General features: G+C 57.5%; 29 protein-coding genes and 1 tRNA gene. 28 read left to right on the top strand and 2 right to left on the bottom strand.

Going from position 1 to position 26,180, the window contains the following annotated elements; all coding sequences use genetic code 11:
• Positions 1-42 precede the first annotated feature (42 nt).
• From AC19YQ_RS04965 to AC19YQ_RS04940, 6 genes are all read left to right on the top strand, one after another.
• Positions 43-309 carry a PepSY domain-containing protein gene (locus AC19YQ_RS04965; RefSeq protein ID WP_133079536.1) on the top strand — a complete coding sequence of 89 codons (267 nt, stop codon included), beginning with the start codon at positions 43-45 and terminating at the stop codon, positions 307-309.
• On the top strand, positions 309-854 hold the full coding sequence (locus tag AC19YQ_RS04960; protein ID WP_500594700.1) for a cytochrome b/b6 domain-containing protein: 546 nt from the start codon (positions 309-311) through the stop codon (positions 852-854). Before AC19YQ_RS04965 ends, AC19YQ_RS04960 begins: the two co-directional genes overlap by 1 nt.
• A gap of 22 nt (positions 855-876) precedes the next feature.
• Positions 877-2,145, top strand: coding sequence for a sialidase family protein (locus AC19YQ_RS04955; protein ID WP_500594699.1), 1,269 nt, complete (start codon positions 877-879; stop codon positions 2,143-2,145).
• Entirely contained in the window at positions 2,145-2,744 is a 600-nt protein-coding gene (locus tag AC19YQ_RS04950; protein WP_500594698.1) for a hypothetical protein, read from the top strand. The genes AC19YQ_RS04955 and AC19YQ_RS04950 overlap by 1 nt, the downstream gene beginning before the upstream one ends.
• Positions 2,744-4,765, top strand: a complete 2,022-nt coding sequence (locus tag AC19YQ_RS04945) for an LTA synthase family protein (RefSeq protein WP_500594736.1) — start codon at positions 2,744-2,746, stop codon at positions 4,763-4,765. Before AC19YQ_RS04950 ends, AC19YQ_RS04945 begins: the two co-directional genes overlap by 1 nt.
• 111 nt (positions 4,766-4,876) lie before the next feature.
• Positions 4,877-5,320 (top strand): SRPBCC family protein, encoded by a 444-nt coding sequence (locus AC19YQ_RS04940; RefSeq protein WP_500594697.1) that lies wholly within the window; start codon positions 4,877-4,879, stop codon positions 5,318-5,320.
• 156 nt (positions 5,321-5,476) lie between these two features.
• Here the strand turns inward: AC19YQ_RS04940 and AC19YQ_RS04935 are convergent.
• Positions 5,477-5,561, bottom strand: a tRNA-Leu gene (locus AC19YQ_RS04935).
• Positions 5,562-5,667: 106 nt separating this feature from the next.
• Here AC19YQ_RS04935 and queA point away from each other — a divergent pair.
• The 6 genes from queA (at position 5,668) to AC19YQ_RS04905 (ending at position 11,744) form a co-directional block, all read left to right on the top strand.
• A complete protein-coding gene (gene queA / locus AC19YQ_RS04930; RefSeq protein WP_095001476.1) occupies positions 5,668-6,729 on the top strand; it encodes a tRNA preQ1(34) S-adenosylmethionine ribosyltransferase-isomerase QueA in 1,062 nt (353 codons plus the stop codon).
• Positions 6,730-6,740: 11 nt separating this feature from the next.
• Complete coding sequence (gene tgt, locus AC19YQ_RS04925; protein ID WP_133075983.1) at positions 6,741-7,856, top strand: tRNA guanosine(34) transglycosylase Tgt; 1,116 nt, start codon at positions 6,741-6,743, stop codon at positions 7,854-7,856.
• 42 nt (positions 7,857-7,898) lie between these two features.
• On the top strand, positions 7,899-8,237 hold the full coding sequence (gene yajC, locus AC19YQ_RS04920) for a preprotein translocase subunit YajC (protein WP_003443398.1): 339 nt from the start codon (positions 7,899-7,901) through the stop codon (positions 8,235-8,237).
• Between the two features lie 66 nt (positions 8,238-8,303).
• Complete coding sequence (secD, locus tag AC19YQ_RS04915; RefSeq protein ID WP_326398424.1) at positions 8,304-10,172, top strand: protein translocase subunit SecD; 1,869 nt, start codon at positions 8,304-8,306, stop codon at positions 10,170-10,172.
• Between the two features lie 9 nt (positions 10,173-10,181).
• Positions 10,182-11,096: a protein translocase subunit SecF gene (gene secF / locus AC19YQ_RS04910; protein ID WP_133075961.1), complete on the top strand. Its 915-nt coding sequence runs from the start codon at positions 10,182-10,184 to the stop codon at positions 11,094-11,096.
• Positions 11,097-11,216: 120 nt separating this feature from the next.
• The gene (locus AC19YQ_RS04905) at positions 11,217-11,744 is read left to right on the top strand and encodes a glycine zipper 2TM domain-containing protein (protein ID WP_500594696.1); all 528 of its coding nucleotides are present in this window, start codon (positions 11,217-11,219) and stop codon (positions 11,742-11,744) included.
• Positions 11,745-11,900: 156 nt separating this feature from the next.
• On the opposite strand, the gene suhB is transcribed toward AC19YQ_RS04905, so the two are convergent.
• Positions 11,901-12,716 carry a type III secretion system regulator SuhB gene (gene suhB / locus AC19YQ_RS04900; protein WP_019823692.1) on the bottom strand — a complete coding sequence of 272 codons (816 nt, stop codon included), beginning with the start codon at positions 12,714-12,716 and terminating at the stop codon, positions 11,901-11,903.
• A gap of 144 nt (positions 12,717-12,860) precedes the next feature.
• On the opposite strand from suhB, the gene trmJ reads away from it, so the two are divergent.
• The 16 genes from trmJ to hisS all read left to right on the top strand — a co-directional run bounded on the left by trmJ (position 12,861) and on the right by hisS (position 26,178).
• On the top strand, positions 12,861-13,631 hold the full coding sequence (gene trmJ, locus AC19YQ_RS04895) for a tRNA (cytosine(32)/uridine(32)-2'-O)-methyltransferase TrmJ (protein WP_019823690.1): 771 nt from the start codon (positions 12,861-12,863) through the stop codon (positions 13,629-13,631).
• Positions 13,632-13,633: 2 nt separating this feature from the next.
• Positions 13,634-14,410 carry a serine O-acetyltransferase gene (cysE, locus tag AC19YQ_RS04890; protein ID WP_500594695.1) on the top strand — a complete coding sequence of 259 codons (777 nt, stop codon included), beginning with the start codon at positions 13,634-13,636 and terminating at the stop codon, positions 14,408-14,410.
• Between the two features lie 259 nt (positions 14,411-14,669).
• Complete coding sequence (gene iscR, locus AC19YQ_RS04885; RefSeq protein ID WP_019823686.1) at positions 14,670-15,161, top strand: Fe-S cluster assembly transcriptional regulator IscR; 492 nt, start codon at positions 14,670-14,672, stop codon at positions 15,159-15,161.
• Positions 15,162-15,210: 49 nt separating this feature from the next.
• On the top strand, positions 15,211-16,425 hold the full coding sequence (locus AC19YQ_RS04880) for an IscS subfamily cysteine desulfurase (RefSeq protein WP_133075956.1): 1,215 nt from the start codon (positions 15,211-15,213) through the stop codon (positions 16,423-16,425).
• Positions 16,426-16,522: 97 nt separating this feature from the next.
• Positions 16,523-16,909: a Fe-S cluster assembly scaffold IscU gene (gene iscU, locus AC19YQ_RS04875; protein WP_007929523.1), complete on the top strand. Its 387-nt coding sequence runs from the start codon at positions 16,523-16,525 to the stop codon at positions 16,907-16,909.
• A gap of 68 nt (positions 16,910-16,977) precedes the next feature.
• Positions 16,978-17,301 carry an iron-sulfur cluster assembly protein IscA gene (iscA, locus tag AC19YQ_RS04870; RefSeq protein WP_016779604.1) on the top strand — a complete coding sequence of 108 codons (324 nt, stop codon included), beginning with the start codon at positions 16,978-16,980 and terminating at the stop codon, positions 17,299-17,301.
• 8 nt (positions 17,302-17,309) lie between these two features.
• Positions 17,310-17,831, top strand: coding sequence for a co-chaperone HscB (hscB, locus tag AC19YQ_RS04865; protein ID WP_133075955.1), 522 nt, complete (start codon positions 17,310-17,312; stop codon positions 17,829-17,831).
• Between the two features lie 50 nt (positions 17,832-17,881).
• Positions 17,882-19,744 carry a Fe-S protein assembly chaperone HscA gene (gene hscA / locus AC19YQ_RS04860; protein WP_500594694.1) on the top strand — a complete coding sequence of 621 codons (1,863 nt, stop codon included), beginning with the start codon at positions 17,882-17,884 and terminating at the stop codon, positions 19,742-19,744.
• A 3-nt stretch (positions 19,745-19,747) separates the two neighbouring features.
• Positions 19,748-20,089, top strand: a complete 342-nt coding sequence (fdx, locus tag AC19YQ_RS04855) for an ISC system 2Fe-2S type ferredoxin (RefSeq protein ID WP_003443365.1) — start codon at positions 19,748-19,750, stop codon at positions 20,087-20,089.
• Between the two features lie 12 nt (positions 20,090-20,101).
• Positions 20,102-20,302, top strand: a complete 201-nt coding sequence (gene iscX, locus AC19YQ_RS04850) for a Fe-S cluster assembly protein IscX (protein WP_016779607.1) — start codon at positions 20,102-20,104, stop codon at positions 20,300-20,302.
• Positions 20,303-20,396: 94 nt separating this feature from the next.
• Positions 20,397-20,822 carry a nucleoside-diphosphate kinase gene (gene ndk / locus AC19YQ_RS04845; protein WP_003443361.1) on the top strand — a complete coding sequence of 142 codons (426 nt, stop codon included), beginning with the start codon at positions 20,397-20,399 and terminating at the stop codon, positions 20,820-20,822.
• A gap of 28 nt (positions 20,823-20,850) precedes the next feature.
• On the top strand, positions 20,851-21,999 hold the full coding sequence (rlmN, locus tag AC19YQ_RS04840; RefSeq protein ID WP_339473576.1) for a dual-specificity RNA methyltransferase RlmN: 1,149 nt from the start codon (positions 20,851-20,853) through the stop codon (positions 21,997-21,999).
• Between the two features lie 12 nt (positions 22,000-22,011).
• The gene (gene pilW / locus AC19YQ_RS04835) at positions 22,012-22,770 is read left to right on the top strand and encodes a type IV pilus biogenesis/stability protein PilW (protein WP_500594693.1); all 759 of its coding nucleotides are present in this window, start codon (positions 22,012-22,014) and stop codon (positions 22,768-22,770) included.
• Positions 22,770-23,753, top strand: a complete 984-nt coding sequence (locus AC19YQ_RS04830) for a RodZ domain-containing protein (protein WP_500594692.1) — start codon at positions 22,770-22,772, stop codon at positions 23,751-23,753. The genes pilW and AC19YQ_RS04830 overlap by 1 nt, the downstream gene beginning before the upstream one ends.
• Before the next feature lie 3 nt (positions 23,754-23,756).
• The gene (gene ispG, locus AC19YQ_RS04825) at positions 23,757-24,866 is read left to right on the top strand and encodes a flavodoxin-dependent (E)-4-hydroxy-3-methylbut-2-enyl-diphosphate synthase (RefSeq protein WP_500594691.1); all 1,110 of its coding nucleotides are present in this window, start codon (positions 23,757-23,759) and stop codon (positions 24,864-24,866) included.
• 22 nt (positions 24,867-24,888) lie between these two features.
• A complete protein-coding gene (hisS, locus tag AC19YQ_RS04820; protein ID WP_219260863.1) occupies positions 24,889-26,178 on the top strand; it encodes a histidine--tRNA ligase in 1,290 nt (429 codons plus the stop codon).
• Positions 26,179-26,180: the final 2 nt, after the last annotated feature.

Here is a 26,180-nt window from a genome sequence, read left to right as displayed (position 1 = left end):
GTTTTGCACAGTGGATTTCCTACGTCTACTGAGGGTATTTCCATGCGCAAAATTCTCCTGCTGTCCTTGGTGATTGCCAGCCCCCTGGCAATCGCCGGCCCGCAATGTACCTCTGCCGAGCGCTCGCAATGGCAGGACCCGAAGGCTTTTCAGGAACAACTGAAAGCCCAGGGTTACGAGATCAGCAAGTTCAAGATCACCGATGGTAATTGCTACGAGATCTACGGTTTTGACAAAGACAAACGCAAGGTCGAGATCTATCACGACCCTGTGACGGGTAAAGCCGTGAAGACCGAGATCAAGGGCTGATGCCGGAGCAATTCCTGCGCCTCTGGGACCCGCTGGTGAGGGTGTTTCATCTCTCCATCGCGGCAGTCTTTGTCGCCAATTACTTCTTCAATGAAGCGGGTGACGACTGGCACGTCTGGCTGGGCTATTACGCCGTGGCCTGGCTGCTGGTGCGGCTGGTGTGGGGATTTGTTGGCCCGCGCAGTGCGCGTTGGGCTGACTTTTGGCCAACACCTGCGCGATTGAGTGGCCATGTGCGTTCGCTGCTCAATGGCCGTGCGCAGCATCGCCTTGGCCATTCGCCCTTGGGGGCGCTGGTGATGATCCTGATGTTGCTGGCCCTGCTGACCCTGGGTGTCAGCGGTTTTCTGATGCAGGAAGTCGACGCCTTGTGGGGCGCCGACTGGCCGCTGCTTTTGCATGAAGTCACGGCCAATGTGCTGCTGGCCCTGGTGATCATTCATGCGCTGGCGGCGTTGTTTGAAAGTATCCAGGTGCGGGACAACCTGCCGTTATCCATGCTCACCGGCCGCAGGAGGCGATTGCCGGATGACCCTGTTCAGTAACTCTCTTTTCAACAGGTTTTCTATGCGCCCGTTTTTACTGATCAGCTGCCTGCTACTGGTGTTTTCTGCCGCATGGCTCAGCCATCCGCCCCATGTGCTGGCGCCTTTCGCCCTGGCCGACAAGGAAGGGGTGCCCACTACGGACGCTCCGCAATTCAACAGCCGCTTTGTATCCTCCCATCTCAACGACTTTGTCCATTCGTCCTCGGTCACGGCCCTGCCAGGCGGCGACCTGATGGCGGTATGGTTTGCCGGTTCCCGGGAGGGCGCTGCCGACGTGCAGGTACGCATTGCACGTTTTGATGCCAAAACCACTGAGTGGGGCCCGGAGCAAATACTGGTTACCCGTGAGACAACCCGCGACGGCACCCGGCGTTATATACGCAAGCTGGGCAACCCGGTCATCGCCCTAGGACCTGACAATCGGCTGTGGATGTTTTATGTCTCGGTGTCGGTGGGCGGCTGGGCCACCAGCGCGATCAATGTGATGGTCTCGCAAGACATGGGCGCGAACTGGTCGGCGCCCCGGCAGCTGGTGACGTCACCGTTCTTCAACATCAGCACCCTGGTGCGTGCTGCTCCTGTGTTTCATGCCGATGGCTCGATTGGCCTGCCGGTGTACCACGAGTTCATGGGCAAGTTTGCCGAGTACCTGTACTTGAGCGCCGACGGTGCAGTCATCGATAAATTCCGCATCAGCCGTGGCAAGCACTCACTGCAACCGACCATCGTTGCTCAGGATGGCCAGCGTGCAATCGCCATGTTGCGCTACGCCGGTGAAACCCATCACCGGGTGCTCGCCAGCCGCACGCAAGACGCCGGGCAGACCTGGAGTGAGCCGTATCCGCTTGAACCTTCCAATCCCAATTCGTCGTTGTCGGCAATCGGTACGGCGGACGACGGTTTGCTGGTGGCCCTCAATGACCTTGAGGACGGGCGCTTCAAACTCAGCCTGTACGGCACCGATGCGCAGCTTAATCAGTGGCGCACCCTGGTGGAGCTGGATCAGTCCCCCGACCCGCTGGGTCAACCGTTCTCCCCTGAGGCTTACAAGGAAATCATCGGCGAAGGCTTTCGTGCGTCCAGCGGCGCCCGCCGTTTGGGCCTGGAGCAGCATTTTCTGAGCAACCTGGATTACCGCGTGTGTAAACCCCGTGGCTGTGAATTCGAATACGAGTATCCGTACTTCAGTCGCAGCCCGGATGGCATGTACCACCTGGTGTACTCGTGGAATAACACGTTTATCAAACATGTCAGCTTCAATGAGGCCTGGCTGGCGGAGCGACTGTGATGTTTTCAATGTGGCAAGCCCATTTGAGTTTTGTCCTGCTGGGTTTTGTACTGATCAGTACTGTGCGCTTCGGTGCGCGCTGGCGTCCCTGGTTGCTGCCGGTACTGGTGGTGGTGAGTTTTATTCCGGTCAATGAGCTGGCGCTGGCGGGTTATGTGCGCAGCTTTACCGATGACCTGGCAATCATCACCCTGGTGTTATTGGCGTGGGTCTGCTTGCACCGCCTGGGTGTGGTGCAGCCACTCAAGAGCGCGCAGCGACTGCAGGTGGTGCTGCTGTTTGGCGCCCTGAGCCTGTTGTTGTATCCGGCCACTCTGGGGCTGACTTATTTCGATCCTTACCGCTGGGGCTTCAACCCCCGGCCGATGATTGTGCTGGTGGGGGCGGTGGCCCTGCTGATGCTGGCGCTGCGCAATAGCCTGGTGGTGTGGATGCTGGCGGCGGCAACCGTGGCTTTTACCCTGCGGCTCAAGGCTTCGGAAAACTACTGGGACTATCTGATCGACCCGTTGCTGACAGGCTACTGCCTGATGGTCGGGTTATGGATGCTGGTGATGGCTGGCTGGCGTCCTCTTTTAAAACTGCAGCGAGGTCAATGATGGGAGGGTTGTACTCACGGCGCCTGCGTTACGGCATAGGCGCCATCGGGTTGGTATTTGCGTTGCTGGTCTGCCTGCGGCTGATTTTTGTGCTGGGCTTTTCCGGGGTCGGTCTGCAAGAGGCCGCGCTGCTGGAAACCCTGGGCATTGGCCTGCGTTTCGACCTGCGCCTGGCCGTACTGATGTTGCTGCCGCTGGCTCTGCTGGCCTGGCTGCCGCGCTGGAACCTGCTGAACACGCGAGCATTGCGCTGGCTGGCGCGCGGCTACTTGTTGCTGGTGCTGGGCGTAGTCGGATTGGTGTACATCATCGACTTTGGTCATTACGCCTACCTGGGCGTACGCCTTAATGCCACAGTGCTGCGTTACCTGGAGGACGCGCAGATTTCACGGCAGATGGTCTGGGAAACCTACCCGGTGCTGTGGATAACCCTGAGCTGGCTGATGGCCGTTGTGCTGTGGACCTACGCGCTGATTCGTCTTGAGCGGATCACCCTGGATCGTGAAAAGCAGTCTGCAGGCGTCGTTGCCATAGCGTCCGTGATCGGCGTCGTTGCCATCCTGCTTTCACTGTTGGGGCGCGTGGCCAATCTCAACCTGGAAAACCCGGTGCCTCTGCGCTGGAGCGATGCTTTCTTTTCCGGCAATAACCAGATCGCCGCCGTCGGTCTTAACCCGGTGCTGTTTTTGTTCGACACCCTCAGGGTCGGGCAATCGCAATTCGATGAAGCCAAAGTCCGAGAGCATTACCCGCAAGTGGCGCACTACCTGGGCGTGACGCGGCCCGATGCCGAGCAATTGAGCTTTGTGCGTGAGCAAGCCGTGCAGCCTTACCGATTTGCCGGTGAGCGTGCGCCCAACGTCATGTTCGTCATGCTTGAATCCCTGGGGACCAGCGCCGTGGGGGCTTACGGCAACCCCCTCAACCCCACGCCGAACCTGGACCGGCTGGCCAGTCAGAGCTGGTTCTTCAAACACTTCTACGTGCCGGTCACCGGCACTGCGAAAACGGTCTGGGGCAGCATTACCGGTGTGCCTGACGTCACCCGCCAGGAAACCGCAACCCGTAATCCCCTGATTACCCGCCAACACACATTGATCAATGCCTTCGAGGCGTACCAGAAGTTCTACATGATCGGCGGCAATGCCGGTTGGGCCAATATCAATGGATTGATCCGGCAGAGTATCGAGGGTGTGAAGCTTTATGATGAGCGTCACTGGCGCTCGCCGCGGGTGGATGTGTGGGGCATCTCCGACCTGGACCTGTTCAAGGAGAGTGACGACATCTTGCGCGCCGTAGCCAGGGACCAGCCGTTCTTTGCTTACGTGCAGACTTCCGGCAATCACCGGCCATTCACCATACCCGCCAGCAACGACAGTTTCGTGGTCAAAGACCTTTCCCTGGAACAGGTCCAGGCCGCTGGTTCGCGCAGTGTCGAGCAATACAACGCCGTGCGCCTGCTGGATTACAACATTGGTCGGCTGATGGAAATTGCCAAGGCGGGGGGTTACCACGACAACACCATTTTTGTGTTCTTCGGCGACCATAACACCCGCATCAGCCAGATACCGCACATGGCGCCGGCCTTTGAACAACTGGGGCTTGAAAGTAACAACGTGCCGCTGTTGATCTACGCGTCAGGCAGGTTGCAGCCCAAAGTGATCGAAGAGGCGGTTGGTCTGTCGGACCTGCTGCCGACCGTGGCGGGCATGGCCGGTATTCCCTTTCTCAATGGTGCGATGGGCAGGGATATCCAGCAGCCTGTGCCGGAGGGAGAGCGAATGGTGCCGTTGGTACTGAGCGAAGGGACCTTTCCGGTGATCGGAGGGGTGACCAAGGACTTCCTGCTGCAAATGCAGCACGACGGCAGCTCACCGACGCTGCATGACCTGGCGTCGCAAACTCCCAGGGAGGATGTGGCGCAGCAGCACCCTGAAGAGTTTCAACGTCTGCAAGCCTTGACCCTGGGATTGCATGAAAGTGCGCGCCTGATGCTTTACCGCAATGTTCGCGAGCGTTGATGTCCTGGAGGCGATCGTGCGCAACAAAGGTCACTCGTCACCGTAAGCCCCGAGGGGCGGGTGGTCTTCTAAGCTATAGAGCCGAGATATCCGATAACTTCAGGAGTTGTCATGGCCACGCATGTGATCCGGCTTCACCGCGTCATCAAAGCAACACCAGAGCGCGTCTACCGTGCATTTCTGGATGCCGATGCCCTGGTCAAATGGCTGCCCCCGAACGGATTCACGGGCAAGGTCCACCACCTGGAAGCAAAGGTGGGCGGGACGTACAAAATGTCGTTTACCAACTTCAACAGCGGTCAGGTCCACTCGTTTGGCGGGGAGTACGTTGAATTGGTGCCCCATGAGCTGATCCGCTACACGGACACCTTTGATGATCCTGACCTGCCGGGCGTGATGCAGACAACGGTAACTTTGCGAGAGGTCTTTTGCGGAGTTGAATTGAGCATGGTGCAAGAGGGCATCCCCGGGATCATTCCCCCCGAGGCGTGCTATCTCGGGTGGCAGGAATCCCTGGTGTTGCTGGCCAAGCTAGTCGAGCCAGAGATCCCGTAACGCTGGTTGGTGCGGTTGCTTGTATCCCAAAATTAATGGGTTTTTTTGGGATACAGGCCGGGATACAAGAGGTGTTTTTCAGGCACAAAAAAACCGGCTCAGTGGCCGGTTTCTCTGTGCTGCAAGTCCTGGTAGAGACTTGCAGGTACTGCTATATGGTGCCCCGAGGGAGACTCGAACTCCCACTCCTTTCGAAAACGGATTTTGAATCCGCCGCGTCTACCAATTCCGCCATCAGGGCTCAATGGCGGCGAAGTATAGAGATGAGGTTTAGGTCGGTCAACAACTTATTGGTCTATTTTTACTAAGTCCGTTAAACTCCCCGGCCCTGCTAGACGAAACCTATCATGCGCGTTGCTGACTTTACTTTCGAACTCCCTGATTCGCTCATCGCACGCCATCCTTTGGCGGAGCGCCGCAACAGTCGCCTGCTGACCCTTGATGGGGAGAGCGGAGCACTGGCACATCGTCAATTCACTGATTTGCTTGAGCATTTACGCCCAGGCGACTTGATGGTGTTTAACAATACCCGGGTGATTCCGGCTCGCTTGTTTGGCCAAAAGGCCTCGGGCGGCAAGCTGGAAATTCTGGTTGAGCGGGTGCTCGACAGCCACCGCGTGCTGGCCCATGTGCGCTCCAGCAAGTCGCCAAAACCAGGGTCAAAAATCCTGATTGACGGCGGTGGCGAAGCCGAGATGCTGGCACGTCACGATGCGTTGTTCGAGCTGGGCTTTGCCGAAGAGGTTTTGCCCCTGCTGGACCGTGTCGGGCACATGCCATTGCCGCCCTATATCGATCGTCCGGACGAAGGCTCTGACCGCGAACGGTATCAAACCGTGTACGCGCAGCGCCTGGGTGCCGTGGCCGCGCCAACCGCAGGGCTGCATTTTGATGAGCCGCTGATGCAGGCTATCGCTGCCAAGGGCGTCGAGACGGCATTTGTGACCTTGCACGTGGGCGCGGGTACTTTTCAGCCGGTGCGGGTTGAGCGTCTTGAAGATCACCACATGCATACCGAATGGCTCGAAGTGGGCCAGGATGTGGTTGATGCCGTGGCCGCATGCCGTGCCCGTGGCGGGCGGGTGATTGCCGTGGGCACCACCAGCGTGCGTTCACTGGAGAGCGCCGCCCGTGATGGCGTGCTCAAGCCGTTCAGTGGTGATACCGATATCTTTATTTTCCCGGGCCGACCGTTTCATGTGGTCGATGCGCTGGTGACCAATTTCCATTTGCCGGAATCCACGCTGTTGATGCTGGTTTCGGCGTTCGCCGGTTATCCCGAAACCATGGCGGCCTACAAGGCTGCGGTTGAGCATGGGTACCGCTTCTTTAGTTACGGTGATGCAATGTTCATCACCCGCAATCCTGCGCCGACGGCTCCTGCCCCGGCCCCTGAGGATCAAGCATGAGCAACTGTCGTATGTCTTTCGAGCTACTTGCCACCGATGGCAAGGCTCGTCGCGGTCGTTTGACCTTCCCCCGTGGCGTGGTCGAAACCCCGGCATTCATGCCGGTCGGTACTTACGGCACGGTCAAGGGCATGTTGCCGCGCGATATCGTCGATACCGGCGCGCAGATGATTCTGGGCAACACCTTTCACTTGTGGCTGCGTCCTGGCACTGAAGTGATCAAGAAGCACGGCGACCTGCACGACTTCATGAAATGGCAAGGTCCGATCCTGACTGACTCAGGTGGTTTCCAGGTGTTCAGCCTGGGCGCCATGCGCAAGATCAAGGAAGAGGGCGTGACCTTTGCTTCGCCGGTAGATGGCGCCAAGGTATTCATGGGCCCGGAAGAGTCGATGCAGGTTCAGCGTGACCTGGGTTCCGACGTGGTCATGATTTTTGACGAGTGCACGCCGTACCCGGCGGATGAAGATGTGGCCCGTGTTTCCATGGAGCTGTCGTTGCGCTGGGCGCAGCGCTCCAAGAATGCCCATGGCGACAACACGGCGGCTCTGTTCGGTATCGTTCAGGGCGGCATGCACCAGAACCTGCGCGAGCGCTCGCTCGAAGGTCTGAACAAGATCGGTTTTGACGGCCTGGCCATCGGCGGTTTGTCCGTAGGCGAGCCCAAGCACGAAATGATCAAGGTGCTGGATTACCTGCCCGCGATGATGCCCGCTGACAAACCTCGTTACCTTATGGGGGTTGGCAAGCCGGAAGATCTCGTTGAGGGTGTGCGCCGCGGTGTGGACATGTTCGATTGCGTGATGCCAACCCGCAATGCCCGCAATGGGCATCTGTTTATCGACACCGGTGTCATCAAGATCCGCAATGCGTTCCATCGCCATGATGATTCGCCGCTGGATCCGACCTGTGATTGCTATACCTGCCAGAACTTCTCTCGCGCTTATCTGCATCATCTGGACAAGTGCGGCGAAATGCTGGGGAGCATGCTCAATACCATCCATAATTTGCGGCACTATCAGGTGCTCATGGCTGGTTTGCGCGAGGCTATTCAACAGGGTACATTGGCCACCTTTGTCGACGCCTTCTATGCCAAGCGCGGGCTTCCTGTGCCGCCTTTGGACTGAGTTTCGGACCTTTAAGAAACAACATTGCAACTGGAGTGCTTAATGAGCTTTTTCATCTCTTCCGCTTTCGCGGACGCTGCTGCACCTGCCGCTGCTGGCCCTATGGGTGGCGGTTTTGAATGGATTTTCCTGGTCGGCTTCCTGGTTATCTTCTATCTGATGATCTGGCGTCCACAGGCCAAGCGCGCCAAAGAGCAGAAAGCCCTTCTGGGTAACCTGCAAAAAGGCGACGAGATCGTGACCACTGGCGGCATCGCCGGCAAGATCGTCAAGGTTTCTGACGCTTTTGTTGTTATCGAAGTGTCTGACACTGTCGAGCTGAAAATTCAGAAAGGCTCTGTTGCAGCCACGTTGCCTAAAGGCACGCTGAAAGCGATCTAAGTTTCAACTTTTAACAATCGACGGGGCGCGCAAGGCGCCCCGCGTTTTAAGCGGGCGGCGTGATTGATGCTGAACAAATACCCTCTGTGGAAATACTTACTGATCCTGGCAGTGCTGGCGATCGGTTTTATTTATTCCGCTCCCAATCTGTACCCTGATGATCCGGCGATTCAAGTGTCGGGTGCGAGCACGGCCCTGCAGGTCACTCAAGCTGATCTGGATCGCGCCACCAAGGCGTTGACGGATGCTGGCATTGCCGTGAAGGGCGCCACTCTGGCCCAGAATGGTAAAGGTGGCTTGCTGCGTCTGGTCAAGAAAGACGACCAGTTGCCAGCCAAGGATGTCGTACGCAAGGCCCTGGGTGACGACTATGTCGTAGCGCTCAACCTGGCGCAGACCACGCCGCAATGGTTGCGTAGTCTGGGTGCTCACCCAATGAAACTGGGTCTGGACTTGTCGGGTGGTGTGCACTTCCTGTTGGAAGTGGACATGGACAAAGCTGTCGATGCGCGCATGAAAGTGTACGAAGGCGATGTCAAAAGCCTGCTGCGCAAAGAGAAAGTGCGTTATCGCAGTCTGCCGCAACTCAACGGTGCCATTCAGTTGGGCTTCACTGATGAAGCTACCCGTGAGCAAGCGCGTGGCCTGATCCGCAAAAGCTTCAATGACTTCGACATTACTGCTGCAGACCTCAATGGTCAGCCGGTTCTGCGTCTGGTGATGACCCCGGCCAAGCTGGCGGAAATCCGCGAATATTCCATCAAGCAAAACCTGACAACCGTCCGTAACCGGGTTAACGAGTTGGGTGTTGCCGAGCCTTTGGTTCAGCGTCAGGGTGCCAACCGCATCGTGGTTGAGCTGCCTGGCGTACAAGATACTGCCGAAGCCAAGCGTATCCTGGGCAAGACGGCCAACCTTGAGTTCCGTCTGGCTGCTGAGCCGGGTGCTTCCAAGGCGACGTCCGAGACCTTTGAGTTCCGTGAGGGCAACCGTCCGACCGCGCAGATCGAGCGTGGCCTGATCATCACCGGTGACCAGGTGACCGACGCTCAGGCCGGCTTTGACGAGCACGGCCGTCCGCAGGTGAACATCAAGCTTGATGGTCATGGCGGCGAGTTGATGAGCCGTTCGACCCGCAGCAACGTTGGCCGCAGCATGGCGGTAATCTTCATCGAGCAGAAGCCGGTGACGACTTACACCAAGAAAGTGGTTGATGGTGTTGAGAAGGACGTGCCGGTCCAGGCGTTCAAAGAAGAGAAAAAGATCATCAGCCTGGCGACTATCCAGTCGCCGCTGGGCAGTCAGTTCCGGATTACCGGCCTGAATGGCCAGGGTGAGGCTTCCGAGCTGGCACTGCTGTTGCGTGCCGGTGGTCTGGCGGCGCCAATGTACTTCGCTGAAGAGCGCACCATTGGTCCTAGCCTGGGTGCTGACAACATCACCAAGGGTATCGATGCTTCGCTGTGGGGCATGCTGTTCGTGTCCCTCTTCATCATTGCCATCTACCGTTTCTTCGGTGTGATCGCAACGGTGGCGCTGGCGGGCAACATGGTCTTGCTGCTGGCTCTGATGTCGGTGCTGGGTGCAACCCTGACCCTGCCGGGTATTGCCGGTATCGTGTTGACGATGGGTATGGCGGTCGATGCCAACGTACTGATCTTCTCGCGTATACGTGAAGAGATTGCCAATGGCATGACACCGCAGCGGGCGATCAACGAAGGTTTCAACCGTGCCTTTACTGCCATCGTTGACTCCAACCTGACAACCCTGCTGGTCGGCGGGATTCTCTTTGCCATGGGTACCGGGCCGGTCAAGGGCTTCGCGGTCACCATGTCGCTGGGTATCTTTACCTCGATGTTCACGGCCATCATGGTCACCCGCGCACTGGTCAACCTGGTGTATGGCGGTCGGGACTTCAAGAAGTTGTGGATTTAAGGGGCTGCCATGTTACGTACAATCAACTTCATGGGCGTTCGCAACGTAGCGTTCGGCGTCACTGTGCTGCTTACCGTGCTGGCTTTGTTCAGCATGTTCCACAAGGGCATGAACTACGGCCTGGACTTCACCGGCGGTACGCTCATCGAGCTGACCTACGAGAAGCCGGCTGACCTGACCAAGGTGCGTACGGAGCTGGCTTCGGCCGGCTTCCATGACGCCGTGGTGCAGAGCTTTGGTGCAACCACCGACTTGTTGGTGCGTATGCCGGGCGACGATCCGCTGCTGGGTAACAAGGTAGCGGCTGCACTGGGCCAGGCCGACACGTCCAACCCTGCGGTCATCAAGCGCGTTGAATTTGTTGGGCCGCAAGTAGGTGAAGAGCTGCGTGACCAGGGCGGCCTCGGCATGCTGATGGCGCTGGGCGGCATCATGCTTTACCTCGCGTTCCGCTTTCAGTGGAAGTTCGCGGTCGGCGCGATTGTGTCCCTGGTTCACGACGTGATCGTGACCATGGGTATCCTGTCCTGGTTCCAGATCACCTTCGACCTGACGGTGTTGGCGGCGGTGCTGGCGATCATCGGTTACTCGCTCAATGACACTATCGTGGTATTCGACCGGGTTCGGGAGAACTTCCGGGTGTTGCGCAAGGCCAGCCTGATCGACAACATCAACATCTCGACCACGCAAACCCTGTTGCGCACCGTGGCGACTTCGGTCTCCACATTGCTGGCGATTGCGGCGTTGCTGATCTTCGGTGGCGATAACCTGTGGGGCTTCTCGATTGCGCTGTTCGTTGGTGTGATGGCGGGTACTTACTCGTCGATCTATATCGCGAACGTGGTGCTGATCTGGCTGAACCTCAGTGCAGAGGATTTGATTCCGCCTGCGGCGACTGAGAAAGAGATCGACGACCGTCCATAACCTCTGGTTATAAGCAGGTTGTCACCTAAAAGGCGCGAGTATTGAACTCGCGCCTTTTTTTGTGCTCCAAGGCTGGGATTGATGTGGGATTTTCCTACGTATGATGGTCTGGAGGTTCACGTGAACAAGTCATTGCTGGTAGGTGCTGTACTGGGTGCTGTCGGTGTTACAGCCGGTGGCGCTTTTGCCACTTACAGCTTGGTTAAAGGCCCTGAGTCTGCGCAGGTGCTGGCAGTTGTGCCGGTCAACCAGCAGGTCAAAACGCCGCGTGAGGTGTGCAAGGATGTGGCTGTGACGCGTCAGGCGCCGGTCAAGGATCAGCATCAGATCGTCGGTAGCGTGATCGGCGCTGTTGCGGGCGGTTTGCTGGGTAATCAGGTGGGCGGTGGCACCGGCAAGAAGATTGCTACGGTCGCTGGTGCTGTCGGTGGCGGTTACGCCGGCAACAAGGTTCAGGAAGGCATGCAGGAGCGTGATACCTACACCACGACCCAGACGCGCTGCAACACGGTCAATGACATCAGCAGCAAGGTTGTCGGGTATGACGTGCGTTATTCGCTCAACGGCAAGGAAGGCAAGGTGCGAATGGATCGCGAGCCGGGCAATGAAATTGCCGTGGACAAGGAAGGCAAGCTGATCCTGAATTAAGTTCATGTGGGGGCGGGCTGCTCGCGATGCGGGCGGCGCGGTCTGTGAGGCAAATCGCGGTGATGCCATCGCGAACAGGCCCGCTCCTGCAGAGGGCAATTTCAAGGCCAAAAAAAAGCACCCCGAAGGGTGCTTTTTTTTGTCTGCGGGTTTCGCTTAGCGTTTCAGCGAAGCCGGCAGGTGCGGCTGGATTGCAGTCAGTACAGCTTTGAAGCACTTGGTGTTACCGGCAACGATATGGCCTTTTTCAAGGAAATCGTGGCTACCGGTAAAGTCGCTGACCAGGCCGCCTGCTTCTTGAATCAGCAGTGCGCCTGCAGCCATGTCCCACTCGGACAGGCCCGACTCCCAGAAAGCGTCGAAACGGCCTGCAGCCACGTAAGCCAGATCCAGGCTGGCTGCGCCTGCACGGCGGATGCCGGCAGTCTGGCCAACCAGGCTACGGAACATGCCCAGGTAGTTTTCCAGGTTATCCATCTGGTTGTCGCGGAACGGGAAGCCGGTGCCCAGCAGGGCGCCTTCGAGGCTGGTGCGACCGCTTACACGCAGGCGGCGACCGTTCAGTTGGGCGCCACGGCCTCGGCTGGCGGTGAACTCTTCCTGGCGAACCGGATCGAGAACCACTGCGTGCTCAAGGCGGCCGCGGTATTTGCAGGCGATGCTGACGGCGAAGTGTGGAACACCGCGCAGGAAGTTGGTGGTGCCATCCAGTGGGTCGATGATCCACAGATAGTCTTCACCTTCACCGCTGCCTGGGTGCATGCCGGTTTCTTCACCGAGGATGCCGTGCGTCGGGTAAGCCTTGCGCAGGGCGTCGATGATTTTCTGTTCAGCAGCACGATCGACTTCAGAGACGTAATCCTTGGCGTCTTTTTCGTCAACCTTGATGGTATCCAGGCGCTCGATGGAGCGGAAAATCAATTCACTGGCGCTGCGGGCGGCGCGCAGCGCGATATTCAGCATGGGCTGCATGGACGTTTCACCTAAGGTTGTTAAAGAAAGCCGAATATTCTATCAGAAAACTTTGGCAGATGAAGGTTTGCGTTAGCTTTCGTAGCTTATGGCGTTTTGCTTAGGTAAGATTTGCTCCCTTTTGCTGGTCTGTGAGCGCTTCCTTTGTTGCCTAATATTCGTGTCGTTCTGGTCAATACCAGCCATCCCGGGAACATCGGCGGTGCTGCGCGTGCCATGAAAAACATGGGGTTGTCGCGGCTGGTTCTGGTGGAGCCAAGGTTGTTTCCTCACCATGAAGCCGATGCGCGGGCGTCAGGTGCGGGTGACATTCTCGAAAATGCTCAAGTGGTCGCGACCCTTGAAGATGCCTTGGTGGGCTGCAATCTGGTGCTGGGTACCAGTGCCCGTGATCGCCGTATTCCCTGGCCGCTGCTGGACCCGCGCGAGTGTGGGCAGAAAGTGGTCGAGGAGGCGGCTCAAGGTGCTGAGATTGCGTTGGTGTTTGGTCGTGAAGACTCCGGCCTGACCAATGAAGAGTTGCAGCGCTGCCACTTTCACGTGCATATCCCGTCCGACCCTGAGTTCAGTTCTCTGAACCTGGGCGCGGCCGTGCAGGTATTGAGCTACGAAATCCGCATGGCCTGGCTCGCGAGCCAGGGGCAGCCGAGCAAGATCGAGAAAGAGGAAGTGGCGTCCACCAAAAGTGGCGAGTTGGCGACCATGGATGAGCTGGAGCGCTTTTACGAGCACCTGGAGCAAACCCTGGTGGCCATTGAATTTATGGACCCCGAAAAACCGCGCCACCTGATGGCGCGCCTGCGTCGGCTCTACGGGCGCAGTGCGGTCAGTCGTGCAGAGATGAACATTCTGCGCGGCATTCTCACCGAAACCCAGAAAGCAGCCCGTGGCGAGCTGCTCAAGCGCAAGGATTAATGATGTTTGAGCGTCTGCGTGAAGATATCCAAAGTGTGTTTCATCGTGATCCCGCGGCGCGCAACGCTTTCGAGGTGCTGACGTGCTATCCGGGGATGCATGCGATCTGGATTCACCGTTTGTCGGCGCTGTTGTGGCAGGCCGGCTGGAAGTGGCTGGCCCGTTTGGTGTCGAATTTCGGGCGCTGGCTGACCGGGATTGAAATCCACCCGGGGGCCAAGGTAGGGCGTCGTTTTTTCATCGATCACGGCATGGGTATTGTGATTGGGGAAACCGCGGAAATCGGTGATGACGTGACCCTGTACCAGGGTGTGACCCTGGGTGGCACAAGCTGGAACAAGGGCAAGCGCCACCCGACGCTGGAAGATGGTGTTGTGGTCGGGGCGGGCGCCAAGGTGCTCGGGCCGTTCACTGTCGGGGCGGGTGCCAAGGTTGGTTCCAATGCGGTGGTGACCAAGGCGGTGCCGCCGGGTGCGACGGTGGTGGGTATTCCGGGGCGCATTATTGTCAAAAGTGACGATGAGGCCGAGGCCAAGCGCAAAGCGATGGCCGAGAAGATCGGTTTTGATGCCTACGGCGTCAGTGAAGACATGCCCGACCCGGTTGCCCGTGCCATTGCTCAGTTGCTGGATCACTTGCAGGCGGTCGACGGCAAGCTGGATGGCATGTGCGGTGCGCTGAAGGATCTGGGTAGTCCTTATTGTGCGAAAGATCTGCCTGAGCTGCGCGAAGAAGACTTTGCCTGTGTAAAAGGCAAGGACGAAAGCAAGGCGGTGTGAGGGTTGTGGGCTGAATGACGGGTGGGGCCGGGCTTGCTTGCGATGGCATCATAGGGGATTGCTTGAAACATCGCATCGATGCCGTCGCGAGCAAGCTCGCTCCCGCAGGATGCGTGCCGTGTGCCATTACGTCGCATACCCTGCTACAATGCGCGCGCTCTTTTGCGGGTAATCCCGACTAAAGTACTAGGTCTAATAGTTGACTTAAATAGTCGGGAATAGCATACTCGCCCCATTCCGAATTCCGTGGTACCTGTCCATGAGACTGACTACAAAAGGCCGTTACGCCGTAACTGCGATGCTCGATTTGGCGTTGCACGCACAGCACGGGCCCGTGTCCCTGGCCGATATTTCCGAGCGCCAAGGCATTTCTCTTTCCTACCTTGAGCAACTGTTTGCCAAATTGCGCCGCAGCAGCCTGGTTTCCAGTGTGCGTGGTCCGGGTGGCGGCTATCAGCTGTCACGCGAGATGCAAAGCATTCAAGTGGCTCAGGTAATTGATGCCGTGAACGAGTCGGTCGACGCAACGCGTTGCCAGGGTCTTGGCGATTGCCATGCTGGCGATACCTGCCTGACCCACCACCTGTGGTGCGACCTCAGCTTGCAAATACACGATTTTCTCAGTGGTATCAGCTTGGCTGATCTTGTCACTCGCCGTGAGGTACAAGAGGTAGCCCAGCGTCAGGATCAGCGCCGCTGTAATGGCAAGGCGCCGCACCTGGATAAGATCGAAGCGTCCGCCGTCGAGTGATTGCTTAAAAACGACGGTGCGCCAGCCAGCCTGATTTAGGAGATAGTCCATGAAGTTGCCAATTTACCTCGATTACTCAGCCACTACCCCGGTTGATCCGCGCGTTGCTCAAAAAATGAGCGACTGCCTGCTGGTTGACGGGAACTTCGGTAACCCGGCGTCGCGTTCCCACGTATTTGGCTGGAAAGCTGAAGAAGCGGTAGAGAACGGTCGTCGTCAGGTTGCTGATCTGGTCAATGCCGACCCCCGTGAAATTGTCTGGACCTCTGGTGCGACCGAGGCCAACAACCTGGCAATCAAGGGTGCTGCGCATTTCTATGCCACCAAAGGCAAGCACCTGATCACCGACAAGATTGAACACAAGGCCGTTCTCGACACCATGCGTCAGCTGGAGCGTGAAGGTTTTGAAGTGACCTACATCGAGCCGGGTACAGATGGTCTGGTCACGCCAGCCATGGTTGAAGCGGCCATGCGCGACGACACCATTCTGGTTTCGATCATGCACGTGAACAACGAAATCGGCACCATCAACGACATCGCTGCCATTGGTGAGCTGACTCGCTCGCGCGGCGTGTTGTTCCATGTTGATGCTGCACAGTCTACCGGCAAGGTTGAAATCGACCTGGCCAAGCTCAAAGTCGACATGATGTCGTTCTCGGCACACAAAACCTACGGCCCTAAAGGCATTGGCGCGCTGTACGTAAGCCGCAAGCCTCGGGTCCGTATCGAAGCTGCCATGCACGGCGGCGGTCACGAGCGTGGCATGCGTTCGGGCACCTTGGCCACCCACCAGATCGTGGGCATGGGCGAAGCGTTCCAGATCGCCAAAGAAGAAATGGCGGCCGAAAACGTCCGTATCAAGGCGTTGAGCGACCGTTTCTTCAAGCAGGTTGAACACCTTGAAGAGCTGTACGTCAACGGCAGCATGGTCCATCGCGTACCTCACAACCTGAACCTGAGCTTCAACTACGTTGAAGGCGAGTCGCTGATCATGGCGCTCAAGGATCTGGCTGTGTCGTCCGGTTCGGCCTGTACCTCCGCTTCCCTTGAGCCGTCCTACGTATTGCGTGCCCTGGGCCGCAATGACGAGTTGGCACACAGCTCGATTCGTTTCACGTTCGGTCGTTTCACCACCGAAGAAGAAATCGATTACGCCGCGCAGAAGGTTTGCGAGGCTGTTACCAAGCTGCGCGCACTGTCGCCGCTGTGGGACATGTACAAAGACGGCATCGACATTTCGAAAATCGAATGGGCGGCGCACTAACAATTTAAGTCGCCGTAAAGTAGACGCTGTAAGCGCAGCGAACAGCAGCATTTACAGCGTCTCAAGAGCGACTCTCTGATGAGTGAGGATTAGTACCATGGCTTACAGCGAAAAGGTCATTGACCACTACGAGAACCCGCGCAACGTCGGCAAGATGAACGCGGAAGACCCGGATGTCGGCACTGGCATGGTCGGCGCTCCAGCATGCGGCGACGTGATGCGTTTGCAGATCAAGGTCAACGAGCAGGGCATTATTGAAGATGCCAAGTTCAAGACCTATGGTTGTGGTTCGGCAATCGCTTCCAGCTCCCTGGCTACCGAGTGGATGAAAGGCAAGACTCTGGATGAAGCAGAGACCATCAAGAACACTCAGCTGGCTGAAGAACTGGCTTTGCCGCCGGTAAAAATTCACTGCTCGGTACTCGCTGAAGACGCCATCAAGGCAGCTGTTCGCGATTACAAGCAGAAGAAAGGTTTGATCTGATCCTCGCTGCGTGTGCCTGTTAATGGCGCAGGCGGGGTGAAGAAACTGGCAAAAGGTAAGGAGTCACGATGGCTATCAGCATGACAGAAGCGGCTGCTCGACACATTCGCCGCTCCCTTGACGGGCGCGGCAAAGGTGAGGGGATTCGTCTGGGTGTTCGCACAACAGGCTGTTCCGGTCTTGCCTATGTGTTGGAGTTTGTCGACGAAGTGGGCGAAGAAGACCAGGTCTTCGAAACCCATGGCGAAAAAGTGATCATTGATCCAAAAAGCCTGACCTACCTTGACGGCACCGAACTGGATTTCGTCAAGGAAGGCCTGAACGAAGGCTTCAAGTTCAATAACCCTAACGTGCGCGGTGAATGTGGCTGCGGCGAAAGCTTCAACATCTGAGGCTAGTCGTGGGTACTCCTTGTCATTTTGCTTTGTTTGAGCTGCAGCCGAGTTTCAATCTGGATCTCGATCAGCTGGCTGTGCGTTATCGAGAGTTGGCGCGCGGTGTTCACCCGGATCGATTTGCCGATGCTTCCGAGCGCGAGCAGCGTCTGGCGCTGGAGCAGTCTGCCAGCCTCAATGAGGCTTACCAGACGCTCAAAAACCCTCCCAAGCGTGCGCGTTACCTGCTCGCGCTACAGGGTGGTGAATTGCCGCTGGAAGTCACGGTGCACGATCCCGAGTTTCTAATGCAGCAGATGCAGTGGCGCGAAGAACTTGAAGATTTGCACGACAGCGCCGATATGGCCGGTATTGCAGCATTCAAGCGTCGACTGAAAGTCGCTCAGAACGAATTGAACGACAGCTTCGCTGCTTGTTGGGATGATGCTGCGCAACGCGAGCAGGCCGAGCGCCTGATGCGGCGCATGCAGTTCCTCGACAAGCTCAACTACGAAGTGCGCCAGTTAGAAGAGCGCCTCGACGATTAACTCCGTGCTTCCCTGATTGCACGCCTGATTACAGATAAGTCCTGATTACGATGGCCCTACTGCAGATCGCCGAACCCGGCCAAAGTCCTCAACCGCACCAGCGACGTCTGGCTGTGGGGATTGACTTGGGCACTACCAATTCGCTGGTTGCTGCATTGCGCAGCGGCCTTTCCGAGCCTTTGGCTGACGCAAATGGCAACGTTATTTTGCCGTCTGCCGTGCGCTATCACGCTGATCGCGTCGAGGTGGGTGAGTCGGCGCGTCTGGCGGCTTCCGGCGATCCTTTCAATACCGTGCTGTCGGTCAAGCGCTTGATGGGTCGTGGTCTTTCCGACGTCAAGCAATTGGGTGAGCAGCTGCCTTACCACTTTGTAGGTGGTGAGTCGCACATGCCGTTTATCGACACTGTGCAAGGCCCGAAAAGCCCGGTTGAAGTGTCTGCTGAAATCCTGAAAGTGCTGCGTGAGCGCGCTGAAAAGACCCTGGGTGGCGAGTTGGTAGGTGCGGTGATTACCGTTCCGGCCTATTTCGATGATGCCCAGCGTCAGGCCACCAAAGACGCTGCCAAGTTGGCCGGTCTTAATGTCTTGCGTTTGCTCAACGAGCCGACAGCGGCTGCCGTGGCTTATGGTCTGGACCAGTCGGCTGAAGGTGTGGTGGCTATCTATGATCTGGGCGGGGGCACGTTCGATATCTCGATCCTGCGCCTGACCGGTGGTGTGTTTGAAGTCTTGGCTACCGGCGGCGACAGTGCGCTGGGCGGCGATGACTTCGATCATGTAATTGCCAGCTGGATGGTAGAACAGGCCGGTTTGTCTGCTGATCTCGATCCGGGCACGCAGCGCACCTTGTTGCAGGCAGCCTGTGCCGCCAAAGAAGCGCTGACCGATGCGTCCTCTGTGGGCGTTGCCTTTGGTGACTGGCACTCAGAGCTGACCCGTGAAGCCTTTAACGCAATGATCGAGCCCATGGTTGCGCGCAGCCTGAAGGCTTGCCGCCGTGCCGTGCGCGACGCCAATATCGAAATTGAAGACGTCCAGGCAGTGGTCATGGTGGGTGGTTCTACCCGCGTGCCCCGTGTGCGCGAGGCCGTTGCCGAGATGTTCGGCCGCCAGCCGTTGACCGATATCGACCCTGATCAAGTGGTCGCCATTGGTGCGGCGATTCAGGCTGATACCCTGGCAGGCAACAAGCGTGACGGTGGCGAACTGCTACTGCTTGACGTGATTCCGTTGTCTCTGGGGCTTGAGACCATGGGTGGGCTGATGGAGAAGGTCATCCCGCGCAACACCACGATTCCGGTGGCCCGTGCTCAGGACTTCACCACCTATAAAGACGGCCAGACGGCCATGATGGTTCATGTGCTGCAGGGCGAGCGCGAGCTGATCAGCGATTGCCGTTCTCTTGCACGCTTTGAGTTGCGCGGTATCCCGCCGATGGTTGCCGGTGCTGCGAAAATTCGCGTGACCTTCCAGGTGGATGCCGATGGTTTGCTGAGTGTGACGGCGCGTGAGCTGGGTTCGGGCGTTGAAGCCAATATCCAGGTCAAGCCGTCATACGGTCTGACCGACGGTGAAATCGCCAAAATGCTCAAGGATTCGTTCCAGTACGCCAGCGACGACAAGGTCGCTCGCGTGTTGCGTGAGCAGCAGGTGGATGCCCAGCGTCTGATCGAGGCTGTGCAAGCGGCCCTTGAGGTCGATGGTGAGCGCTTGCTGGATGCTGAAGAGCGCATGGTCATCGAACTGCAAATGCAGGAATTATCCGAATTATTGAAAGGCACCGATGGTTACGCCATTGAGCAGCAGACCAAGCGTCTGTCGCAAGTGACCGATGCCTTTGCTGCCCGCCGCATGGACTTGACCGTCAAGGCCGCCCTGGCGGGTCGCAACCTGAATGAAATCGAGGAATAACTGATGCCGCAGATCATTTTTCTGCCACACGCCGAGCATTGCCCGGACGGTATGGTTGTAGAGGCTGAGACCGGCAAGACCATTCTCGAAGTGGCTCACGACAATCACATCGAAATCGAAAGTGCCTGCGGTGGCGTTTGCGCCTGCACCACGTGTCACTGCGTGATTCGCGAGGGCTTTGACTCGCTGAACGAAGCTGACGAGCTGGAAGAGGACTACCTTGACAGGGCTTGGGGTCTGGAAGCCACTTCGCGCCTGAGCTGTCAGGCTCGCGTCGGCACCGAGGACATCACTGTCGAGATTCCGAAGTATTCGCTTAACCATGCTGCCGAAGCGCCGCACTGATAAGGGGTTGTCATGAGCCTTAAATGGGTTGATGTGCAGGAAATCGCGATTCAGCTGGCTGAAGCTCACCCGGACGTCGATCCGCTTTCGGTGAATTTCGTCACGCTGCGCAATCTGGTCATGGCGCTGCCTGAGTTCGACGACATCCCTGATCGTGGCGGTGAGAAGGTCCTCGAAGCCATTCAGGGTTTGTGGATCGAAGAAGCCGACTAAGCTTGTAATCGACGTAATTATGAAATACCCAAGAACCCGCGTATAATTCGCGGGTTTAATTTTTCGCTTAAATCACTGTTTCTGGAGTTACACCATGGCTGTTCAACGCACTTTCTCCATCATCAAGCCTGACGCTGTTGCAAAAAACGTTATCGGCGAGATCACCACTCGTTTTGAAAAAGCCGGCCTGAAGGTTGTAGCTTCCAAACTGAAGCAACTGTCCAAAGCCGAAGCTGAAGGCTTCTACGCTGAGCACAGCGCTCGTGGCTTCTTCGGCGACCTGGTTGCTTTCATGATCTCCGGTCCGGTTGTTGTTCAGGTTCTGGAAGGCGAAAACGCTATCGCTCTGAACCGCGAACTGATGGGCGCTACCAACCCTAAAGAAGCAGCTGCCGGCACTATCCGTGCTGATTTCGCTGAATCCATCGACGCTAACGCTGTTCACGGTTCCGACTCTGAAGCGGCTGCAGCTCGTGAAATCTCGTACTTTTTCGCAGCTACTGAAGTAACCACTCGCTAAGTATTAGCTTGTGAGTGAGGGTGAAGACATGATTGCAACGACTGGCAAAACCAACCTGCTGGGACTGACTCAGCCGGAAATGGAGAAATTCTTCGACTCAATCGGGGAGAAGCGTTTCCGTGCCGGTCAGGTCATGAAGTGGATTCACCACTTTGGCGTCGATGATTTCGACGCCATGACTAACGTCAGCAAGGCCTTGCGCGACAAGCTCAAGGCCATTGCTGAGGTTCGTGGACCTGAAGTCGTCAGCGAGGACATTTCTACCGACGGCACCCGCAAGTGGGTGGTACGTGTAGAGTCCGGCAGCTGCGTCGAGACCGTTTATATTCCCTCGGGCAAGCGTGGCACATTGTGCGTTTCGTCCCAGGCTGGCTGTGCCCTGGATTGCAGTTTCTGCTCCACCGGCAAGCAAGGCTTCAACAGCAACCTCACCGCCGCCGAAGTCATTGGGCAGGTGTGGATTGCCAACAAATCCTTTGGCAGCGTCCCGGCAACCATCGACCGTGCCATCACCAACGTGGTGATGATGGGCATGGGTGAGCCGCTGCTGAACTTCGACAACGTTATCGCCGCCATGCATCTGATGATGGATGATCTGGGCTATGGCATCTCCAAGCGCCGGGTGACACTGTCCACCTCGGGCGTGGTGCCGATGATCGATGAGCTGGCCAAGCACATCGACGTCTCCCTGGCGTTGTCGCTGCATGCACCCAATGACGCATTGCGCAGTCAATTGGTGCCGATCAACAAGAAGTACCCGCTGGCCATGCTGCTTGATTCCTGCCGTCGCTACATGGCGACCCTGGGTGAAAAGCGCGTGCTGACCGTTGAGTACACCTTGCTCAAGGACGTGAACGACCACGTCGATCACGCTCGCGAAATGATCGAGCTATTAAAAGACACGCCGTGCAAGATCAACCTGATCCCGTTCAACCCGTTCCCGCATTCCGGTTATGAGCGTCCAAGCAACAACGCCATTCGCCGTTTCCAGGAGCTGTTGCAGCAAGCTGGCTATAACGTGACTGTGCGCACCACCCGTGGTGAAGACATCGACGCGGCATGCGGCCAACTGGTGGGGCAGGTCAATGACCGCACGCGCCGCAGCTCGCGCCTGATTGCGGCACGTGAGCTCAGCGCCGATGCCGATTCGGCGCAAAGCGCTTCGTCCGCGCCCTGAGAGAGGACATCCATGATCTTGCGCGCCGCGCTCTCTGTCGTTTTGGTCGGCTTTTTGGCTGGCTGCGTTTCATCGGGCGATTCAACCTCGATGACTGGCGACAAAGGGCGTAACGAGGCGCGTCAGGCTTATGTTCAACTGGGCCTGGGTTATCTGCAGCAGGGCATGGTCGAGCAGGCCAAAGTTCCTTTGCGCAAAGCCCTGGAACTCGACAAGACGGACCCGGACACCAACGCCGCACTGGCATTGGTGTTTCAGTCCGAAATGGAGTTCGAGCTGGCCGAGAAGTCATTTCGTACCGCATTGAACGGGCGGCCTGGTGATGCGCGAATCCTCAATAATTACGGCAGTTTCCTGTTTGAGCGTCAGCGCTATCAGGAAGCCAGTGTCCAGTTTCAAAAGGCTGCGGCTGATGACCTTTACCCTGAGCGTTCCCGTATTTTCGAGAACCTGGGTATAACGTCGATTGAGTTGGGGCAGCGGGAGAGAGGCCGCCAGGAACTTGAAAAAGCCCTGCGCCTGAACCCTCGGCAACCGCGCGCGCTACTCGAAATGGCTCAGATGTCATACCAAGACAAGCAATATGTATCAGCACGTGACTTTTACGATCGTTTTAGCCTGCTTAGCGGGCAAAATGCACGTAGTCTATTACTCGGTGCGCGACTGGCGAGTGTTTTCGACGACCGCACCCCAACTGCCAACCATGGCCAGCAACTAAAACGACTCTATCCCGGCACGCCGGAATATCAGCAATACCTGTCGGAGCAATGATGAAAGCGGCGCAACCCGAAGTTCTAGCAGCGACTCGTGTCAATCCCGGTGAGACCCTGCGTCAGGCCCGTGAAAACAATGGCTGGACGCTGGCTGAAGTCGCCTTGAAACTCAACCTCACGGCCAGCTCCCTGAGCAACCTTGAGACGGGCGCTTTCGACAAGCTGCCAGGGCATACCTTTGCTCGCGGCTATATCCGGACCTATGCCAAATTGCTGGGCATGGATCAGGCCAGCCTGGTACGTGAATTTGACCTGTATACCGGCACTGATGCCAACGGCAGCAACGTGCACAGCCTGGGCCGTATAGAAGAGCCAGTGCGGGTGTCCCATACCATTTTGCGTATTGTCAGCCTGTTGTTGCTGATTGCCGTGATCGGTGGCGGTTTTATCTGGTGGCAGGATCAAACGTCCATGCGTGCCAAGGACTTGATTGGCCTGACCCCGGAACACGTTGAAGTTGAAGGTGCAGACGGCACAACCCGCATCCATCCGCTTGACGAGCCTGAAGACCAGGCCGTCGCCGAGGCCAAGGCTGAAGGTGAAACCCCGGTTGTAACCGAGTCTGCTCCAGAGCAGGCGGCAAGCATTGCATTGGCACTGCCTGCGGCGGCTCAAGCGCCAGCAGCGGCCCCCGTTGTGGCAGCCCCGGTGCCTGCACCTTCTGTTGTCGCTCCTGCAGTTGCCCCGGTTGTCGCACCTATCGCCACTCCACCGGCGGCCACAGTGGCTCCGGTCGCGGGTGCTGGCAAAGTGGCAGTGCAATACACCGCTGATTGCTGGACGCAGGTAACCGACGCTACGGGTAAAGTGCTGTTCGGTGGCCTTAAGCGCAAAGGCGAAAATCTAGAAGTGAGCGGCAAGCCTCCACTGACACTGCGCCTGGGCTTTGCCCGTGGCGCACAGGTGACCTACAACGGTCAGTCTGTGGATGTGGCTCCTTTCACCAGTGGCGAGACTGCTCGCCTGAAGTTAGGTCAATAAGTCATGCACGGCGAATCACCAATCAAACGTCGCGAATCGCGCAAAATCTGGGTCGGCAATGTACCCGTAGGTGGCGACGCCCCTATCGCTGTACAGAGCATGACCAACAGTGACACCAATGATGTCGCTGCAACCGTAGCCCAAATCAACCGCCTGGAGGCAGCAGGCGTTGATATCGTACGGATTTCCGTACCGGATATGGACGCTGCTGAAGCTTTTGGCCGGATCAAGCAGTTGGTCAAGGTGCCATTGGTTGCCGACATCCACTTCGATTACCGGATCGCCCTGCGCGTAGCGGAACTGGGTGTGGATTGCCTGCGGATCAACCCGGGCAACATCGGTCGTGAAGACCGTGTGCGTGCGGTAGTTGATGCGGCACGGGATCGCGGTATTCCGATCCGTATCGGCGTCAACGCGGGATCGCTCGAAAAAGACCTGCAAAAGAAATATGGCGAGCCGACACCAGCCGCTCTGGTCGAGTCGGCTCTGCGCCACGTCGAGCACCTTGAACGTCTGAACTTCAAGGACTTCAAGGTCAGCGTGAAGGCTTCCGACGTGTTCATGGCTGTTGAGGCCTACCGTCTTCTGGCCAAGGAAATCGTTCAACCGCTGCACCTGGGGATCACCGAAGCCGGTGGTTTGCGTTCAGGCACAGTGAAATCTGCCGTGGGCCTAGGTATGCTGCTCGCCGAAGGCATTGGCGATACCATCCGTATCTCGTTGGCGGCAGACCCGGTAGAGGAAGTAAAAGTCGGCTACGACATCCTCAAGTCCCTGCACCTGCGCTCGCGTGGCATCAACTTCATTGCGTGCCCAAGCTGCTCTCGGCAGAACTTCGATGTGGTGAAAACCATGAACGAACTTGAAGTTCGTCTTGAAGACCTGCTGGTGCCGCTGGATGTGGCGGTGATCGGTTGTGTGGTCAACGGTCCTGGCGAAGCCAAGGAAGCCCATGTGGGGCTCACCGGTGGTACACCCAACCTGATTTACATTGACGGCAAGCCGTCGCAGAAACTGACGAATGACAATCTGGTGGACCAGCTCGAAAGACTGATCCGGCAGAAGGCGGCCGAAAAGGTCGAAGCTGACGCTGCAGTTATCGCGCGCGGCTAACCAGACGAATAAAGGATTTATTGTGAGCAAGTCTTTGCAAGCCATTCGTGGCATGAACGACATCCTGCCGGAGCAGACGCCTCTGTGGCGCTACTTTGAGGGCAAGGTTTCGCGTTTGCTGGATAACTACGGTTACAAGCAAATCCGTATGCCAATCGTTGAGTTCACCGAGCTGTTCAAACGCTCTATCGGTGAAGTGACCGACATCGTCGAAAAAGAGATGTACACCTTCGAGGACCGCAACGGCGATTCGCTGACCTTGCGCCCTGAAGGTACTGCGGCGTGCGTGCGTGCAGTGCTTGAGCACGGCATCACCGGCGGCGGCCAGGTACAAAAGTTGTGGTACATCGGTCCGATGTTCCGCCACGAGCGTCCGCAAAAAGGGCGCTATCGCCAGTTTCATCAAATTGGTGTCGAGGTGTTCAACCTTGATGGCCCGGACATCGATGCCGAACTGATCGTGCTGACCTGGCGCCTGTGGGGCGAGCTGGGTATCCGCGATGCGGTCAAGCTCGAACTTAACAGCCTGGGCACCAGCGAAGCCCGTGGGCGCTACCGTGCAGCTCTGGTCGAATACTTGTCCTCGCGCCTGAGCGAGCTTGACGAAGACAGCCAGCGTCGTTTGAAATCCAATCCGCTGCGCGTCCTCGACACCAAAAATGCCGATACTCAAGCTGTTCTGGTCGACGCGCCGAAGCTGGTTGACTATCTGGACGAAGAATCCCGTGTGCATTTCGAGGGCCTCAAGGCGCGCCTCGATGCAGCGGGCATTCCCTACACGATCAATCCAAAACTGGTTCGTGGCCTGGATTACTACAGCAAAACCGTATTCGAATGGGTTACTGACAAACTGGGCGCCCAGGGCACCGTGTGTGCTGGCGGCCGTTATGACGGTCTGGTCGAGCAAATGGGCGGCAAGCCTACTACGGGTGTCGGTTTCGCCATGGGCATCGAGCGCTTGATTCTGCTGCTCGAAACCCTTGAACAGATCCCGGAAGAAATCGCGCGTCAGGTCGATGTCTACCTGTGTGCTTTCGGTGAGGCTGCCGAGTTGGCTGCCCTGACTTTGAGCGAACGTGTTCGCGATCAGCTACCGAACCTGCGCTTGCAGATCAATGCCGGTGCAGGCAGTTTCAAAAGCCAGTTCAAAAAGGCTGACAAGAGCGGCGCACTGTACGCGTTGATCCTGGGTGACGACGAATTGGCCCAGCAAGTGGTAGGTTTAAAACCCCTGCGTGGCCAGGGCGAACAACAAACGATTGCCTGGGATGCTCTTTCCGAGCACCTGGCCACCTGCGTCGTGCAGGGTTGAAG

The sequence above is a fragment of the Pseudomonas sp. MF06569 genome, from assembly GCF_059862735.1.
The sequence above is the reverse complement of the archived record's forward strand: the minus strand, read 5'-3'. Positions and strand labels throughout refer to the sequence as shown.